We start from the raw sequence: 15,913 nt of genomic DNA on the forward strand, positions 1-15,913 counted from the left end.
TCGTTTGAAGATGAAACGTGCCGGCGCTACCCTGTTGGTACTAGCCTTCCCGCCCGATACCTCTTCCTTCTTATACCCGGTATCCTGAGTCAGGCTGGTGGCTCCTACCCCTTTGTAGTCCGCAAACCTGTCTGGCTCTACCTTATTTGCTAGTTGAAGCGCCGATAAACGGATTTCACGGGTTGGCCGCGCAGGTATTTTTCCACGCCTTCATCCAGAGCCCGGCGGTACACGCCCAGTACGTCGTGCAACCGCTCCAGCACCTGCGCTATAACCGCTTCCGTGTGCGAGTAATTGACGATAAGAGAAGGCATGAGCAGGCCGCGGCGCATGGTTTCCTGCAAAAACAAGGTCCGAAGCGCGGCAGAGTGCTGGCCCTGCGCATCGCGGGTGGTGTAAATAAGGCAGCACGGCTGCCCCAGGGCCCGCACCTGCTGGCTCAGCCCATGCTCCCGCGCCGACTGGTGCAGCCCCTCCGCCAGTAGCCGCCCGACGTGGTGCAGGTGGTCGGTGACGGGCTCCTGACGGTACACCTGCATTACGGCGCGGGCGGCGGCCAGGGTATGCGTTTCGGCCCCGTAGGTAGTGGAGAGCAGGAATACCCGCTCGTGCGGGTGGTGCAGGCCGCCGCGCTCCATCAGTTCCCGCCGGCCAGCCAGAGCGGCTACGCTGAAGCCGTTGCCCAGGGCTTTGCCAAAGGTGCTGAGGTCGGGGCGGATACCGTAGAACCCCTGGGCGCCCTGGTTGTGCCACCGAAACCCCGTAATGATTTCATCGAAGATGAGCACTACCCCCTCGCGGCGGCACAGGGCCTGCACCCCAGCCAGAAACCCCGGGGCCGGCGGCACCTCCTTCTCCACTTCCAGCAACACGCACGCCACCTGGCCCGGACGAGCCGCAAACAGGTTTTCCAGGCTAGCCAAGTCATTAAACCGAAAGCCGACGGTTAGCTCGCGGATGGCCTGCGGAATGCCGGCACCAACGGCCGTGGTACCGATAAACCAATCGTCGACGGAGAAAAATGGCTGATCCTGGCAGATGGCAACCAGCTCGCGGCCGGTATAGGCGCGGGCCAGCTTCACGGCGGCACTGGTAACATCGGAGCCGTTTTTGGCAAACTTCACCATCTCGCCGGCGCCAGTGAAATCCAGAAACTCCTCGGCGGTTTCCAGCTCCAGCACCGCTGGGCGCCCAAAGTTGCAGCCGAGGCTGAGTTGCCGGGCCGCTGCCACTACCACCGGGGGGTAGGCATGGCCCAGCGTAACGGAGCGCAGGCCGGCCCCAAACTCAATAAACTCATTGCCATCAGCATCCCACACCCGGCAGCCTTCGCCCCGCACCATATAGGGCGCCATGTGCTCCGGAAACTGGTCGTCGCCCTTGGCGTAGGTGTGCGCCCCGCCGGGAATAGCGGCGTGAAAACGCGCCTGCAGCGCCTCCGACCGCTCGAAGCTGGGAGAAGAACCAGCAGGCGCAGCTTCGGGGGCAGAGTGAGCCAAAGGTGATTCCATGTGGAAAGACGCCGTCTGGGGCCAGTAAGCGAGTTAGAGGGGTTGAAGCAGGCCAGCGCCTTCCAGGGCACTGGCGGCCCGGTGCAGCAGGGCCAGCGGCAGGTTGGCTTGCTCGGCTACATCCAGCAGGCTCTTAGAGCCATCGGAAAGGCTGAGCAGCCAGAGCAGGACCATTTGCCAGTCGGCGCCTTCCTGCCCGCCGCCTACCCCTTTGTAGAGGCCGCGGCGGCCTAGCTGCGGCTCTCCGTAGGGGCTGAGGTTGCGGTACGTATGGTTGCGCTCCAGAGCCTCGCACACTGCCTCAGTCAGGCGCAGGCTTTCTGCTACCTGCTCCGGCCGCACGAAGCTGAGGTTGTCGGCGGAGGTGTGGTACTCGGCAAATTCCCCGAAGGGCGTGCGCGAGAGGCAGCCCACCGGCAGGTTGAAGCCCGGTGAGCAGTACTGGCGCTCATCGTAGCCGTAGGGCAACCAGGGCCGCACCTCGTACTCGGCCCCAAAGTCGCGCAGCACCAGGGCCACGGTGCGGTCTATATCGGCGGTAGCGCGGCGGCTTTGCTTGTAGGTGAAGCCACCGGGGCCGCCCAGCAGCGTAAGCACCAGCCCGTGCCGGATGCGGCCGACTGTTTCGCGGTGGCGGCTCAGCCAGACAAGGGAGCCAATAGTGCCCGGCCCGAACACAAACCGATAGGTATAGCGGCGGGGCTGCCGGGCCAGGGCCTGGGCCAGGAATACGGCCACGGCCAGCCCCGAAAGGTTATCGTTGGCCAGGGACGGGTGGCAGCAATGGCAGGACAGCAGCACTTCTTCCTCCGAGGCACCGGGCAGTACCAGCTCGCCGTAGGTCAGGGAGCCGCTGGCGTCCAGGGTGCTGTCAATGCAGACTTCGTAGTGCTCCTCGCGCAGCTGTTCGCGTTGGTGGTGGCGTAGGCAGAAGCCCCAGCTGGCTTGGTAGTAACTGGTGCGGTAGGGAATCAGGTCGGGCTGCTCGGGCAGGGAAAACAGGTGCTCGTCCAGTTCCCGGCGCGAAAACCAGCCGTGCACCGGCGTGCTGTACTGCAGTACGTGCAGGTTGTGCTGCTGAAAGTCGATAACCCGCTCGCCGGCGGCGTTTTTCACCCAGGCGTCGCGAATGTTCCACTCGGCGGGCACGGTCCAGTCGAGGGCGGGCGTGCCGCTGGGCACCTCGTGCACCTGCAGAGCCGGCAGATATTCGCGCAGCACGGCCAGGGTTTCGCGCACGCCGTTGCCCGTAATGCTGCGGCAGATAGGAAACAGCCGCGCCATAAGGGCGTGCATGGCTGCTCCAGCCGAAGCCACATCGGTTGGGGCGGCGGCACCAGGTAGCAAGGCAGTCGACATCGGTAACGCCCCGCCTTATGCGTACACCTGTACTTCCGGAATGGGCACTACAAAACGGCCGCCCCAGGCCCGGATGTCCTGCATCTGCTCCATAATCTCCTCTTGCAGGTTCCAGGGCAGAATCAGCACGTAGTCGGGCTGGGTTTGGCGGATACGGTCGGGGTGGCAGATGGGGATGCGCGTGCCGGGCAGGAAGTTGCCCTGCTTGTGGGGGCTCACGTCTACGGTATAGTCCAGAAAATCAGTCCGAATGCCGCAGTAGTTCAGCAGCGTGTTGCCCTTGCCGGGAGCCCCGTAGCCTACCACCGTTTTGCCTTCGCGCTTGGCTTCAATCAGGAATTCTAGCAGCTTCCGCTTGGTTTCCTTGGCTTTCTCCTCGAAGTCGCTGTAGTAAGCCAGGTCGGTGATACCGGCAGCCAGCTCGCGGCGGCGTAGCGTCCCTACCCGCTCCGTTACTGGCCAGGCCGCGCTGGCGCTGTGGCGGGCAAAAATGCGCAGGGAGCCGCCATGCGTCGGCAGCTCCTCCACGTCGAAGAGGGTAAGTCCGTGGTGGGCAAAAATGCGCTCCACGGTGTAAAAAGACAGGTAACTGAAGTGCTCGTGGTAGATGGTATCGAACTGGTTGCCCTCCATCAGACGCAGCAGGTGCGGAAACTCCATCGTAACGACTCCGTCGGGCTTGAGCAACAGGCCTAGGCCGGCCACAAAGTCGTTGATATCAGGCACGTGGGCCAGCACGTTGTTGCCCAGCAGCACATCCGCCTGCCCCAACAGTTGGGCCACGTAGCGGGCAGTTTCCGTCCCGAAAAAGCGCACCAGCGTGTTGATGCCCTTGGCCTGAGCGTAACTTGCTACGTTGCCGGCCGGCTCAATGCCCAGCACCGGAATGTTTTTCTCTACAAAGTATTGGAGCAGGTAGCCGTCGTTAGAAGCCACTTCTACTACCAGGCTGCTGCTTGTGAGCCCGAACCGCTCAGTGGCCATGTCGGTGTAGCGGCGGGCGTGGCGCAGCCAGGAAGCCGAGTAGGAGGAAAAGTAGGCGTAGTCGTTCTGAAAGATTTCCTCAGAAGTCACGAACTCGTCGAGCTGTACCAGAAAGCAGCTGCGGCACACGCGAGCATGCAGGGGGTAGCAGGCCTCCGCCCGGTTGAACTCGTGGGGCCGCACGTGGTGCTGGCACAGCGGTGAGGTACCCAGGTCAACGAACGTATAGTCCAGGGGCTCGCCGCAGAACCGGCACGGACTGGCCGGCGGCTCTACGGGTTGCGGAAGCAGGTACGTTGGCGCTGGTATCGGGTGCCTGGCAGCACGTAGCGTCGCACCACCAACGACGAACGGAGAAAAGTGTTCCATAACCAATACGAGGGGAGAAAATAGGGCAGAGAGCGGGAGAGCAGGGTGGCCGGCGGAAGGGAAGCCTAGGCCAGGGACGGAGCAACGGCAGCAGAGGACGCTACGGACTGAGCCGCCTGCTGGAAGTAGGCGGCCTGTTCGCGGCGCAGCTGGTCAATGAGGCGGCCTTCGGGCACAATCACGTCGTCGTACGTCAGCACCTGGTCCTTGGGCACGTCGTGGCGCAGAATGCAGCCTTCGGCCACCCCAATGGGGAGCAGGTTTTCGCGCTCCGTCACATCGGCGTTTTCGGCCAGGCCGTAGGTGTGGTAGTGGCCGATGCCATCCAGCACCTGCCCGGCCTGCAAGGGCACTTTGGCGGCCGTAACTACCTCCACGCACATGGGGCCGGCGGGCGCCAACGCCGCATCCTGGAACAGCACGGCCCGGGCTACGGTGGTGGGGGTTTCGAAGTGGCAGAGGTGGTAGGGCGTGTAGAAGCAGTACAGTGGCCCGGGGCCCAGCTTGTAGAGCTTGAGGTAGTGCTGCTGCACCGGGTCATCAATAGTGCCCAGCACGAACACGCCGGGTCCGGGCTCGGCACCCACTACATAGTCGACGATGCCGGGGCCGCCATTGAGGAGCAACTCGTGGGGGTACCACTCGGCGGCTTTGGTCACGGGCGTACCCGGCTCTACGGTGGGGCCCAGCATACCGCGGCGGGCCACGCGCATGCCCAGAGCATTGGCCACTACGGCCTGCTCAAAGCTGATTTTGCTACCATCGGCGAAGCTGGTAACCATGCTGGGGTTCTGGCCCCACTGCTTGGCAAAGCCTTCCTGGGTAGTGGGGTTGCGGTAGGGGTCGTGGAGGCCTTTGATGTTGCCGCACAGCACCGGCGTTACGCCCAGGCCCTTCACGAAGCGGGCCAGGTTCAGGGTCACGCCCGGCTGGTCGCCGTCGGCTACGGTGTACACTACCCCGGCACGGTCGGCGTACACTTTCAGAATGGGACCAACGGTGCCGTCCAGCTCGGCATTGAGCAGAATGATGTGCTTACCGTGGCCGATGGCTTCCAACACTACATGGGCGCCGTGCTCTACAGCGCCGGTTACTTCGATAATGGCCTCAATGCCGGCGGCGCGGCTTAGCAGCAGGGCATCGTTGGTGATGGCGGGGCGGCCCTGCTCTACGCAGGCTTCCAGCTCAGCCACGGAGCTAACCTCCACCACGTCGGTTACGCCGGCTTCGGCGTAGATGGCGCGGGCTTTTTCGGGGGTGCGGTTGGCAATGGCGACCAGCTCCATGCCGGGCACGTAGCAGCAGATTTGCCGGGCCACGCCCCGGGCCATAAAGCCCGCCCCTACCATGGCTACCCGAATCGGGCGACCTTCGCGCTGGCGCTGTTGCAGGGCCGTATCAATGATGAGCATGTTGTTTCTTGTAATAGGTTGGTTAACTGAATTGAATGACCTGCCGCAGCCAAGCCCTTGCCCATCATTTCCCCGTTGCCTGCCGTGTGTCTTGGTTGCCGTTCTCTAGCTGCCCACTACCTCGGGCACGCGCAGCTGAAAATCGGGGTGCTTCTGGTCCTTCTCGGAAATCAGGGTAGGCTCGATGGGCCACTTGATGCCAATGGCTGGGTCGTTCCAGCGCAGGCCCCGCTCGTAGCCGGGCGCGTACTTGGCCGATACCTGGTAGCCCACATCGGTATTGTCCTCGAGGGTGATAAAGCCGTGGGCAAAACGACCGGGCACGAACAGCATCCGGAACGAATCGGCCGTGAGCTCCACGCCCAGCCACTGCCCGTAGGTCGGCGACTCTTCGCGCAGGTCCACAATCACGTCGTAAATAGCGCCGCGGGTGCAGCGCACCAGCTTGGTTTCCTCGTAGGGCGCTAGTTGCAGGTGCATGCCGCGCAGGGTGCCGCGCTTGGGGTTCGAAGAAACGTTGGCCTGAACTGGGGGCATCAGAATGCCGTGGGCCGCAAACTCATCGGCGCACCAGGAGCGGGCAAAAAAGCCCCGGTCATCAGCCATCCGGTCTACGTCAATAATAAAGGCGCCCGGCAGTTCGGTTTCGGTAAAAATCATACAGATAGATGCTTGGAAGTGACAGGAAGGGATGGAAGGGCCGGCTTGGCCCGGGGCCTGGGGGTAGCGAGCCTTAGGCTACTACCGCCGCGGGAGCCGCCGCCCGGGCGCCCACGGTGCGGGCCCAGCTCAGGTCGTCGGCTAGCTCCTGGGTTTCGCGCAGGCTGGTAAGCACGCGCAGGCGCATCAGCTCCGAGGAGCGGAAGGCGGCGTCGCGGAAGTGCATGCCCAGCAAGCCGTCGCGCAGCTCGTCAATGGTATCGGCCAGAGTACGGCGCGGCTGGTGGGTTGGGGCCAGCTCCCGGTACAGGCTGAAATCGACGCGGTAGGAACGCTTGTCGGGCGGAGCCGACGGGTTCAGGCTGACCTGCGTACCGGGCAGCGAGTCGGCCACGGCGTAGGCCAGGTCGCGCACCTGGTAGTTCCACTGCTCCGAGCCAGTATTCACGGCCAGGAAAGTGCCGCCTACCTCGGCCGGGCGGCCAATGGCCCACTCAATGGCCCGGGCCATGTCCTGCACATGAATCAGGGGGCGCCAGGGCGTACCGTCGCTGAGGATGCTGATTTCGCCGGCGGCCACGGCACCAGCCACAAAGTCGTTCACTACCAGGTCCAGGCGCAGCCGGTCGCTCCAGCCACAGGCGGTAGCAAAACGCAGGCAGGTAATCACGAAGTTGTCGTCGGCCAGGGGGCGCAGATCCTGCTCGGTCATCACCTTGGAGCGGGCGTAGGCCGTCAGCGGGTTCAGCTCCGAGGTTTCGGTTTTGGCGCCTTCGCCCCCGGCTCCGTACATGCTGCACGAGGAAGCAAAGATAAAGGAGCTAACGCCCGCGGCTTTGGCTTGCCGGGCCAGCTCAATACCGGCCAGATAGTTTACGTCGAGGGTTACCTGCTCGTAGGTCTGGCCCATGGGGTCGTTGCTGATGGCAGCCAGGTTCACCACCGCATCCACGCCTTCCAGAAGGCCCGTGGGCAAGTGGCGGATGTCGCCAAAAATCTGCTGATCGAGGCGCGACTCGGGCAGGCGGCGGGCCCCCGTGAGGCAGTGGGCGAAGTAGCCCATGTCGTAGCCAATCAGCTCGGCCTGCGGAAACTGCTGGCGCAAATGGCGCACAACGCCTGGGCCTACATAGCCCATATTACCCGTAATAAGAATGCGCATAGCGTGAAGTGGTGAGGTAGTGATTGAGTGAAGCAACAGAGAATTAGTGAAAGCAGATAACGTGCAGTCAAACCGAGCACTTCACTCAATCACTCATTCTCTCTAACTCACTTCTTAGTCGGCGGGCATGATGGTAGGAGCCGCCACGCGCTCCGTGAGCGGGGCCACCACGGGCGTGGCCAGAATGTCGGCCAGCACGGGGTCGGGCTCCGCCGACTCCGGGGTGTTGCTCCACACTTTCCACTGCGCCTTGCCCTGCTGCCACATCTCCTCCAGCATATTTTTGTCGCGCAGCGTGTCCATGGGCTGCCAGAAGCCGGTGTGGCGGAAGGCGGCCAAGCGGCCTTCGGCGGCCAGGCGCTCTAGCGGAGCTTTTTCCCACACCGTTTCATCGGCATCAATGTAATCGAACACGGCGGGCTCCAGCACGAAGAAGCCGCCGTTAATCCAGGGCGTTTCACCGCCTTCGGGCTTTTCCGTGAAGCTGGAAACGCGGCTGCTGGAATCCTGCAGGTTAAACACCCCGAAGCGGCCTGGTTGGCGCACCGCCGTGAGGGTAGCCAGGGCGCCCTGCTGGCGGTGGTAGCGCACAGCCTCCCGAATGTTCACATCCCCTACCCCGTCGCCGTAGGTCAGGCAGAACGTTTCGTCGCCTACGTACTCGCGCACCCGGCGCAGGCGGCCGCCCGTCATGGTTTCCTGGCCGGTATCTACCAGCGTCACGGTCCAGGGCTCGGCGTGGTTGCGGTGGATCTGCATCTCGTTGCGGTCCATGCGGAACGTCACATCGGAGTTGTGCAGAAAGTAGTCGGAGAAATACTGCTTGATCATGTGCCCCTTATAGCCGCAGCAGATAACAAAGTCGCGGATGCCGTGGTGGGCATAGATTTTCATGATGTGCCAGAGAATGGGCCGGCCCCCAATTTCTACCATGGGCTTAGGGCGCACCCCGCTTTCCTCGCTGATGCGGGTGCCGTAGCCCCCGGCCAGAATTACTGCTTTCATATTATGTGAGGGGTTAGAAATATGAGGTCGGAAAAGAAGTCAGCGAGAGGAGCTCAAGCGCAGATACTGCGGAACTTATAGGAAGCTAAGGTTGCTGAAATATAGGGTATATTGTAATTCTATCAATATTTTTTATAAGTATTTTTCAAAAAAAGTAAACTATACATCTCTATTATCCTGTGTTCCGCACATGCCATTGCAGCCTCCAGTTACAACGGGGGGTAAGCAAGGGAAAGTGGCGAAGAGGAGGCTACGCTACCGGGCGGGGCGTGGGCCGACCTACCATGTGGGCAACTGTGCGGCGGGTGAGCAGGTACACGAACTGGGTATTGGTGACTAGGTAGCGCCGCCATAAGCGGCGCGGCTCCAGCCACAGCCGGTAGGCCCACTCCAGCCAGAGCCGTCGTGCCCACAGAGGCAGGCGCTTTTCCAGGCCTGCGTACACCGGAAACGCCTGCCCTACCCCCAGCATGCACGCCCGAATGCGCCCCTGGTGGCTGGCCATCCAGCGTTCCTGCCGAGGACAGCCCAGGGCTACAAACAGCAAGTCAGGGTCGGTGGCGTTGATGGCGGCTACTTCTGCTGCATCTTCCTCGGGAGTCAGGGTCCGGAAGGGCGGGGAATGGGTACCGGCAATGCGCAGGGTAGGCAGCTCACGCCGGGCCCGCGCTACCATGGCTTGCAGCACGTCCTCGGTGGTGCCATAAAAGTACACCGACTGCCCGTTTTGCGCGGCGGCTTCCAGCAGGGCAGGCAGCAAATCCATACCCGCTACCCGCGGCTGGGGCGGACTACTTGGGTTTAGCCAGTGCACCACCGCCGCCACGGGGCTACCATCGGGGGCTACTACGGCCGCCTCGTGCAACACCTGCCGAAACGCCGCGTCGCGCTGGGCCTCTACCACCATATGCACGTTGGCGAAGCACACGTAGGCCGAAGCCCGGGCCGCGCCCAGCTTCAGAATGGTCGTCACGAAATCAGACACTGAGCCGGTAGAAATCCAGGAATCCAGGACGGGTAGCTTACGCAGCATACAACAGAGAAGGAAAGAGTGAGCGGGAGGGCCAAGCAACACGTGCAGCGCGTGCCTTCTGCGCAGACTGCGTGGTGCAACCGCCCCCGCGTGGTACCCTACGCTTAATAGGCGTTCTTTTCGCCCTTGACCATGTTCCAGACGGTGAGGCCGATGATTTTCATATCCAGCCCGAATGACCAGTTTTCCACGTATTTCAGGTCGTATTCCACCCGCTTTTCCATGGTGCCGGCCTCGCGGGTTTCCCCCCGGAACCCGTGCACCTGGGCGTAGCCCGTGATGCCCGGCGTTACGGCGTGGCGCATCTGGTACGTGCGGATGTGCTTGCTGTATTCCTCCAGCTGCGAAATCATGTTGGGCCGAGGCCCCACCACCGACATATGGCCGAGCAGCACATTGAAGAACTGGGGTAGCTCGTCGAGGTTGTACTTGCGCAGATACTGGCCTACGCGGGTAATACGGGCGTCGCCTTTGGTAGCCTGCAGCTCCGTCTGCCCGTGGTCGGTGCGCATGGTGCGGAGCTTAAAGCACGGAAACAGCTGATTACGCTTGCCCGGCCGCAACTGCTTGAAGAACACTGGCCCCGGCGAATCCAGCTTAATAAGCACAGCCAGCACCGTGAGCACCACCGGAAACACGCCCAGAATAACAATGAGCGAAAAAACTATGTCAAACAGGCGCTTTAGTACCTGATTGGTGCGCATCCCCAGCGGCGCGTGCCGGATAGTGAGAATGGGCAGGTGGTCGTAGAAATATACATTCACATCTTTACGGACGGTACCGCGGAAATCAGGGACAATGCGGAAGGACAGAAAATGCTCGTCGGCGAAGCGGGAGAGGTCCTCAATCAGCTGCCGACGGTCGAGGGGCATGGCAAAGTAGATTTCATCGACCTGGTCGCGCACGCAGTAGTTTTTCAACTCGGCCAGCCGGCCGCGCACCAGGGGCCGCAAGCCAGCGGGCACGTGCTCCGAGCTGTCGGTGAAAAAGCCCATGAACTGGTTGCCAATCGGGTCGTGGGAGGCCAGGAAGCGGTACAGTTCCTGGCCGCTGGCGCCGGCGCCCACTATCACAAAACGGCTGTGGGGCCGGGCCAAGTGGGTGTGGTAGGCCCGGTACAGAAACGTGATAAGGAAGCGCCCGGCCACCACGGCCGTCACAGAAAAGCTGTAAACCGAGAACAGGTAGCGCACTGGCAGCCAGTACATGCGCATGGCCACTACGCCCAGCAGCACAATACCGGCGTGCAGCAGAAAAGTGCGCATCAGGTAAAGCAACTTTTCCGGGTAGGTAATGAGCTTGTCGGTGCGGTAGAGGTTGGCAAACTGCCCCGATATGATCCACCAGATCAGGGCAAAGATGGCGTAGAAAAACGGGTAATAGCCCCCGAAGTACCAGCTGCCCAGAAACAGGTAGCCCGCTACCCGGAACGCCCCGAATATTAACAGCACGTCGATCAGGGGCAGGATAAAGCGCGAAGTATCAGAGTAATGCCTGTATCGTTCCATAAGCCGAAAGAGAGAAGTGCTAAGGAAGCTAAAGGTGAGAGGAGAGATACTTCGTTATCTACGTGCGGTTACAACAAAGAAACGCATAATTGTTCCTTAAACAATAATTAATAGCATTAAATATTTAAAACGGTAAAATATACCTCAGAATGATTCACAAAGTGACTTGGCTTGGCTCCTACGATGAAATGCCTCGGCCGTTGGGCTTTCCTGCTTGGAAAAAGCCCAACGGCCGAGGCACTGCCATGCTGCTCCTACTTTCAGGGATTTACCTGCAACCAGCCTTTGTATTTGCGGCCGTCGGTGTAGGTTATCAGGAAGTAGTAGGTACCGGCTACCCCTCTCCCACCCCAGCGAAAGCCCCGGCTGCCGGAGTGATACACTTCCTGGCCCCAGCGGCTGTAAATGGTGATGCCTCCAAACCGGCCGTCGCAGAGGTCGGGAGGCAGATCAGGCAGGGTGAAGACATCGTTGCGGCCGTCCCGGTTGGGGGTGATAATGTTGGGGGGCAGGAAGGCTACCGTATCGGGGGTGGGCACTACTTCGAAACGCACGGTGCGCGTTTGGGCCAGGGTATTGCAAACCGCACTTTCCTGCAGGCGAAATGTCACGAGCAACTCTGAGGTAAGGGCCTGGGCCGCGCAGGTTGCCTCCCACTGGAAGGTGCCGGAGGCCTGTCCCCGGCCATTCTGGGCCGTGAAGCGCATGCCGGCGGCGGCCAGATCGAAGCGCTGGCCGGTGGCCGTCAGGGCCAGGGCGTCGCCATCAGTATCCAGGCCCGTTAGGGTGGCCAAGTAGGTAGTGCCCAGCGGTACCCGGATGGTTACTGGCGGGGCGTCCTGGGCGTTGAGCGGCGGGGGCAGTGTGCTGGTCAGCAGGGGCGGGGCGTTGGGGGGTAGCGTGGCAGTGAAAGCTACCCGCACGGTGTCGCGCTTGGGCAGGCTGCATCCGTCGTCGGCCACTATCACATCCAGCAGGTACACCTGTCCGTTGCTGTTGAGGCAGTCGGGAAAGCAGAAGCGGGCGGTCAGCGAATCGGGGGCGCCGGGCGCGCGTACAAGGCCCGCGGCGGGGGTGGTAAAGCCGGGCACGGGGGTAGTGAAGTTGACGGGGCGCAGGCTCAGGGTCAGGCGGGAGTTGGCGTCGGGGTCAGTGAAGCGCACTTGCAGGCAGCGGTCGGCCCCGGGCACCAAGCGCAGCGTATCCCGGCCGGGGCGGTAGGGCCGGCCGGTGGTGGATTGCAGCTCCAGACTCGGAGCGGTGTTACGGGGGCAGTTAAGCACGAAAAGCTGGAAGTCGCGCCGGGTTTCGCCAATCTTGACTCCGCCGCGGTACTCAGAGCAGCGCACGCCGAACACGAACAGCCCGAGCTGGGTAGGCCGCACCGTGAGGCGGCCCGTGCGGGCATCTACGCCCAGCGTGGGGTTGCCCGGAATCTGGTTCTGCTCCCCCAGGCCCGCCACCCAGGTAATGGGCGCGTAGGGTGCCGGCGCCGCTTGGTTGGGGTTGGAGTTGCCCGTGCTGGCATGCCCGTTCAGGGGCGTCACCAAGTCGTAGGCCAGCGAATCACCATCGGGGTCCTGCCCGCCGAAGTCGTAGTAAAATAGCTCGCCCCGGCAGGCGTAGTCGCCGAGGGCTGGAAAGATACGCGGGGTAGAATCCAGGAAAGGCTGGCCGTTGCGCACTACGGCCGGAAACTCCAGGTAGAACGCCTGGGCGGCCCCCAGGGAGTTCACAATGTTACTCAGGCCCTGGTTTCGGCAGCAGCGCTCCACGGCCACGTAGTAGCCGCCCGTGCTGGCGTAGGTAGCCGCCGGCAGCGAAATGGTGGTGGTGTAAATAAGCTTGCGGGTGCTCAGCGCCGAGCTGGTACAGGCCGGGTTGGTGTAGCTGACAAACGTGTTGCTGGTCAGGGGCAGAACCACGTTCTGCATCCGCAGATTGGTTCCCTTTTCAAAGATGCTGGCCCGCATATCGTCGTCCAGGGCGCCCGGGCTCCCGTTGATGGCATCGAAGTACAGAGTCAGGGTCAGGGCGTAGCTGCTGCCGGAGCGATACTGCAGGTCCAGCTCACCGCCTACGATGTGGGTGGCGCGGGCGGCCGGCCCCGTTAGGAGCATGAGGAGCACAACCGCTAGCCACAGCCGCTTCGCCCGAAAAAAAAGAGTAACGTATTTCATACAGGTTGACTAAAGTATTCCAGCCGCCTAACCAGACTGCGCGGTGTGCCTCCTGTCGCCGTCCGCTTCCCGGCGCGCACGTAGCACTAATCCGGCGCTGCGCCACCCGGGCGCGGGTTGGATAGTTGGATGACCACGTATTAAGAAAGGCGGAAAACACGACAAAAGCTATTTTTACCTTTCTGCCACACTGCGCCTTACAACTGCCTTTCCGGGGCAAGCCCGTTGTAGCAAGCAGGAGAGGAAGGCCCCCGGGAACCAGCCAGGCAGCCGAAGATGGTACCCGCTGGGCCCTGCTGCTCTCAGTTATCGACGTTCGGGCCAAAGTCATCTACTAACTGGGGGCGAAAGGTAGCGTAGCCCGCATGTTTGTAAGCTCGACTAAAACGCCTACCCCACAAATTCCGTAGGTTTGCTTTGCCGGCTGTTACAGGTGTGTGTCTGCCGGCAAGAGCTGCACCTATTGCATTATAAGCCCTGGCTGACGAGCCGGGGCTTTTTTTTATGTCTTGTTGGTGCTGCGCCCAACTGCGGGCGTTCGGTTCGGGCCAGAGCGGCTACCCCCAGGCAGGGGCATACAATACGCAAGCCCGCCTCCTTTCCGGGGAAGCGGGCCTGCGTGTTGTATGCCGGAATAGGTTAGTGGTTCTGGTGCACGAGCGTAGTGTTGCCGTCGCCGGTTTGCAGCACGTTGCTGCTGTTGCCGCTGGCCCCCTGGTAGGTGCGGGCATCGTTGCTGTTGCCAGCCTGCACCTGGCGGGCGTAAGAGTCGTCGGCTGTCTGGCTGATGGAGCCGTAGTTGCCCGAGCGGGTGGGGCTGCTGGCAAATCCGCCCACTTGCTGGTCCTGCAGGGCCGTATTGCGGTTGCCCGTCTGCTCTACTATGGCCTCGTGATACTGTCCTTGCTGGTTCTGCGTAGCCACGTTGCGGTTGCCCTCCTGCTCAATGGAAGCCTGCACAAAGCCGGCGTTTTGCTGGCGCTGGGTGGCTGTGTTATTATTACCCACCTGCAGAGCAGTTGACCCCGAAAATGCCGTATTGACCTGCGTTTGGGTGGCCTCGTTGCGGTTGCCATTCTGGGTAACCGTAGCCCTGACCGACGTTACGTCCGTCTGGCTTTGAGTAGCGGCGTTGTTGTTGCCGGTTTGGGTAGCGCTGGCCGCCACGGTTCCGTAAGACCCCGAATGGTTCTGCGTTTGGGTAGCCGCGTTGTTGTTGCCGGTCTGCAGGATAAACGCAGAAGAAGACGCATATCCGGTGCCAATCTGGAGCTGAGTGGCCGCATTGTTATTGCCTAGCTGCTCGATGCTGGCAGTCATGTAACCGCTGGATCTTTGCTGCTGCTGCTGACTGGCCGTGTTGTTGTTGCCCTGCTGCAGTACGCTGCCCCGCGTCTCGTTGCCTGAGGAAACACTCTGCTGCTGACTGGCTATGTTATTGGCTCCCAACTGCCGAGCCGTAACAGTTCCGGCACTACTAGTCTCTTGTTTCTGAGTAGCGCGGTTATTATTGCCCGTGCTCTGAAAGATAGTGGCGTAGGCGTTGCGGCCGCTCTGATTTTGGGTGGCGTAGTTGCCGCCGCTAAGTTGCTCAATCGTAGCACTATGGCTGAAGCCGCCCTGGGATTGGCTGGCGTAGTTCCCGTCGCTGCCCGCGGCGGTGGAGCCCTGCCGGATGCGGGCCCCGTTAGCGCCCCGGCTTACGTCGGAACGCTGCACCTGCACGGCCTGCTGGCGGTTGCCCATTTGGTCGGTTAGGGCCAGATGCTGACTGCCTTCCTGGGTCTGGGTTACCTCGTTGTTGTTGCCACTGCTGCTGCCCCCGTTCACGGCCGCGTCGTTCTGGCGGGCCACGGCCGTGTTTGAACGGCCCGTTTGCTCCACCGTCACGCGGTTGTTGTTGCCGTAGCTAGTGGAAGTCTGGGTGTTGTTCTGCGCGAGGGCAGCGCCGCTGGTCAGCAAAGCGGCCATGAGTACTCCGGTTGATTTCATACTGCTAGTAGGATAGATGGTGGGAAATCGAACACACCCAACGGGTAACCGTTGAGCAGTGATACGCCTAAAGTTTTATATAAATATTCATAATAAAAATTAGTTACATCCTTTTTTATACATAACTCGACTATCCCTAATTACCTGGCTATCAAGCACCGCAAGCTATCCATGCCTAACAACCGGACGTAAACGGCGGAGAGTGGCTTTTTGCCCGCAACTCTTTCCGGAGCTAGCCCCCGTATGGTTCCGGCCGGCGTTGGTCCGTGAGGCGTAGTCGAATGGGCTTTCCCGGCAAACTGGCTGGCAGCCGCAGCCGGTCAAAGAAAATTTGGCAGTGTCGACCCAGCGGCTTTACCTTTGCCACACTCAATTCTTTACCTGAAAGGATTGTTTTTATACAGAGGCGTGGAGAGACAGGCTCGACGAAACGCCGGCAACCTTCCGTAGCAGTACGGAAACGGTGCCAACTCCTGACCATATAAAAACAACGTACCGTGAACCGCTTCCCGCACTTCGCCCTTACTCCTGCCACCGCTGCATCCGTACAGCATGGATGTTGTAGCACGTGTTGTTGGGCGGTGTGTATGCCGCTGGCTGGGTAGGCAGCTGTTAATCCGTATTCTGGCGGACGTAAACGTTCGGGGCGCGCTGGTGATGTAACCGCTGCACCGGCCGCACTTGCTACGGCCCGCCTAGCCCGAAAATACACGGATCCTTGCCGGTGCGGCGCTTTTC

At 61.5% G+C, this 15,913-nt stretch carries 11 protein-coding genes and 1 riboswitch; all 11 genes read right to left on the reverse strand.

Features of this window, described 5'->3' with window-relative positions:
• Nucleotides 1-149 precede the first annotated feature (149 nt).
• Nucleotides 150-1,511: a glutamate-1-semialdehyde 2,1-aminomutase gene (locus K3G63_RS08295; RefSeq protein WP_220613575.1), complete on the reverse strand. Its 1,362-nt coding sequence runs from the start codon at nt 1,509-1,511 to the stop codon at nt 150-152.
• Between the two features lie 33 nt (nt 1,512-1,544).
• Nucleotides 1,545-2,870 carry a DUF4910 domain-containing protein gene (locus K3G63_RS08300; protein WP_220613576.1) on the reverse strand — a complete coding sequence of 442 codons (1,326 nt, stop codon included), beginning with the start codon at nt 2,868-2,870 and terminating at the stop codon, nt 1,545-1,547.
• Between the two features lie 15 nt (nt 2,871-2,885).
• Nucleotides 2,886-4,223 (reverse strand): class I SAM-dependent methyltransferase, encoded by a 1,338-nt coding sequence (locus tag K3G63_RS08305; RefSeq protein WP_220613577.1) that lies wholly within the window; start codon nt 4,221-4,223, stop codon nt 2,886-2,888.
• Nucleotides 4,224-4,288: 65 nt separating this feature from the next.
• Nucleotides 4,289-5,635, reverse strand: a complete 1,347-nt coding sequence (locus tag K3G63_RS08310) for an NAD(P)H-dependent oxidoreductase (RefSeq protein ID WP_220613578.1) — start codon at nt 5,633-5,635, stop codon at nt 4,289-4,291.
• Nucleotides 5,636-5,740: 105 nt separating this feature from the next.
• On the reverse strand, nt 5,741-6,295 hold the full coding sequence (rfbC, locus tag K3G63_RS08315) for a dTDP-4-dehydrorhamnose 3,5-epimerase (RefSeq protein WP_220613579.1): 555 nt from the start codon (nt 6,293-6,295) through the stop codon (nt 5,741-5,743).
• Nucleotides 6,296-6,368: 73 nt separating this feature from the next.
• Nucleotides 6,369-7,457, reverse strand: coding sequence for an NAD(P)-dependent oxidoreductase (locus K3G63_RS08320; RefSeq protein ID WP_220613580.1), 1,089 nt, complete (start codon nt 7,455-7,457; stop codon nt 6,369-6,371).
• A gap of 114 nt (nt 7,458-7,571) precedes the next feature.
• Complete coding sequence (rfbF, locus tag K3G63_RS08325) at nt 7,572-8,462, reverse strand: glucose-1-phosphate cytidylyltransferase (RefSeq protein ID WP_220613581.1); 891 nt, start codon at nt 8,460-8,462, stop codon at nt 7,572-7,574.
• 250 nt (nt 8,463-8,712) lie between these two features.
• Nucleotides 8,713-9,495 carry a WecB/TagA/CpsF family glycosyltransferase gene (locus tag K3G63_RS08330; RefSeq protein ID WP_220613582.1) on the reverse strand — a complete coding sequence of 261 codons (783 nt, stop codon included), beginning with the start codon at nt 9,493-9,495 and terminating at the stop codon, nt 8,713-8,715.
• A 104-nt stretch (nt 9,496-9,599) separates the two neighbouring features.
• A complete protein-coding gene (locus tag K3G63_RS08335; protein ID WP_220613583.1) occupies nt 9,600-11,003 on the reverse strand; it encodes an exopolysaccharide biosynthesis polyprenyl glycosylphosphotransferase in 1,404 nt (467 codons plus the stop codon).
• 260 nt (nt 11,004-11,263) lie between these two features.
• Nucleotides 11,264-13,183: a gliding motility-associated C-terminal domain-containing protein gene (locus K3G63_RS08340; protein WP_220613584.1), complete on the reverse strand. Its 1,920-nt coding sequence runs from the start codon at nt 13,181-13,183 to the stop codon at nt 11,264-11,266.
• Between the two features lie 639 nt (nt 13,184-13,822).
• Entirely contained in the window at nt 13,823-15,175 is a 1,353-nt protein-coding gene (locus K3G63_RS08345; RefSeq protein WP_220613585.1) for a hypothetical protein, read from the reverse strand.
• Nucleotides 15,176-15,568: 393 nt separating this feature from the next.
• Nucleotides 15,569-15,663: riboswitch (SAM riboswitch) on the forward strand.
• The last annotated feature ends 250 nt before the right edge of the window (nt 15,664-15,913 follow it).

Source organism: Hymenobacter sp. HSC-4F20 (assembly GCF_019599275.1).
Taxonomy (GTDB): domain Bacteria; phylum Bacteroidota; class Bacteroidia; order Cytophagales; family Hymenobacteraceae; genus Hymenobacter.

Excerpts from the sequence above, each read along its gene's own strand:
- K3G63_RS08295 (WP_220613575.1), bottom strand. The coding sequence starts at position 1,511 with ATGGAATCACCTTTGGCTCACTCTGCCCCCGAAGCTGCGCCTGCTGGT.
- K3G63_RS08300 (WP_220613576.1), bottom strand. The coding sequence starts at position 2,870 with ATGTCGACTGCCTTGCTACCTGGTGCCGCCGCCCCAACCGATGTGGCT.
- K3G63_RS08305 (WP_220613577.1), bottom strand. The coding sequence starts at position 4,223 with ATGGAACACTTTTCTCCGTTCGTCGTTGGTGGTGCGACGCTACGTGCT.
- K3G63_RS08310 (WP_220613578.1), bottom strand. The coding sequence starts at position 5,635 with ATGCTCATCATTGATACGGCCCTGCAACAGCGCCAGCGCGAAGGTCGC.
- rfbC (WP_220613579.1), bottom strand. The coding sequence starts at position 6,295 with ATGATTTTTACCGAAACCGAACTGCCGGGCGCCTTTATTATTGACGTA.
- K3G63_RS08320 (WP_220613580.1), bottom strand. The coding sequence starts at position 7,457 with ATGCGCATTCTTATTACGGGTAATATGGGCTATGTAGGCCCAGGCGTT.
- rfbF (WP_220613581.1), bottom strand. The coding sequence starts at position 8,462 with ATGAAAGCAGTAATTCTGGCCGGGGGCTACGGCACCCGCATCAGCGAG.
- K3G63_RS08330 (WP_220613582.1), bottom strand. The coding sequence starts at position 9,495 with ATGCTGCGTAAGCTACCCGTCCTGGATTCCTGGATTTCTACCGGCTCA.
- K3G63_RS08335 (WP_220613583.1), bottom strand. The coding sequence starts at position 11,003 with ATGGAACGATACAGGCATTACTCTGATACTTCGCGCTTTATCCTGCCC.
- K3G63_RS08340 (WP_220613584.1), bottom strand. The coding sequence starts at position 13,183 with ATGAAATACGTTACTCTTTTTTTTCGGGCGAAGCGGCTGTGGCTAGCG.
- K3G63_RS08345 (WP_220613585.1), bottom strand. The coding sequence starts at position 15,175 with ATGAAATCAACCGGAGTACTCATGGCCGCTTTGCTGACCAGCGGCGCT.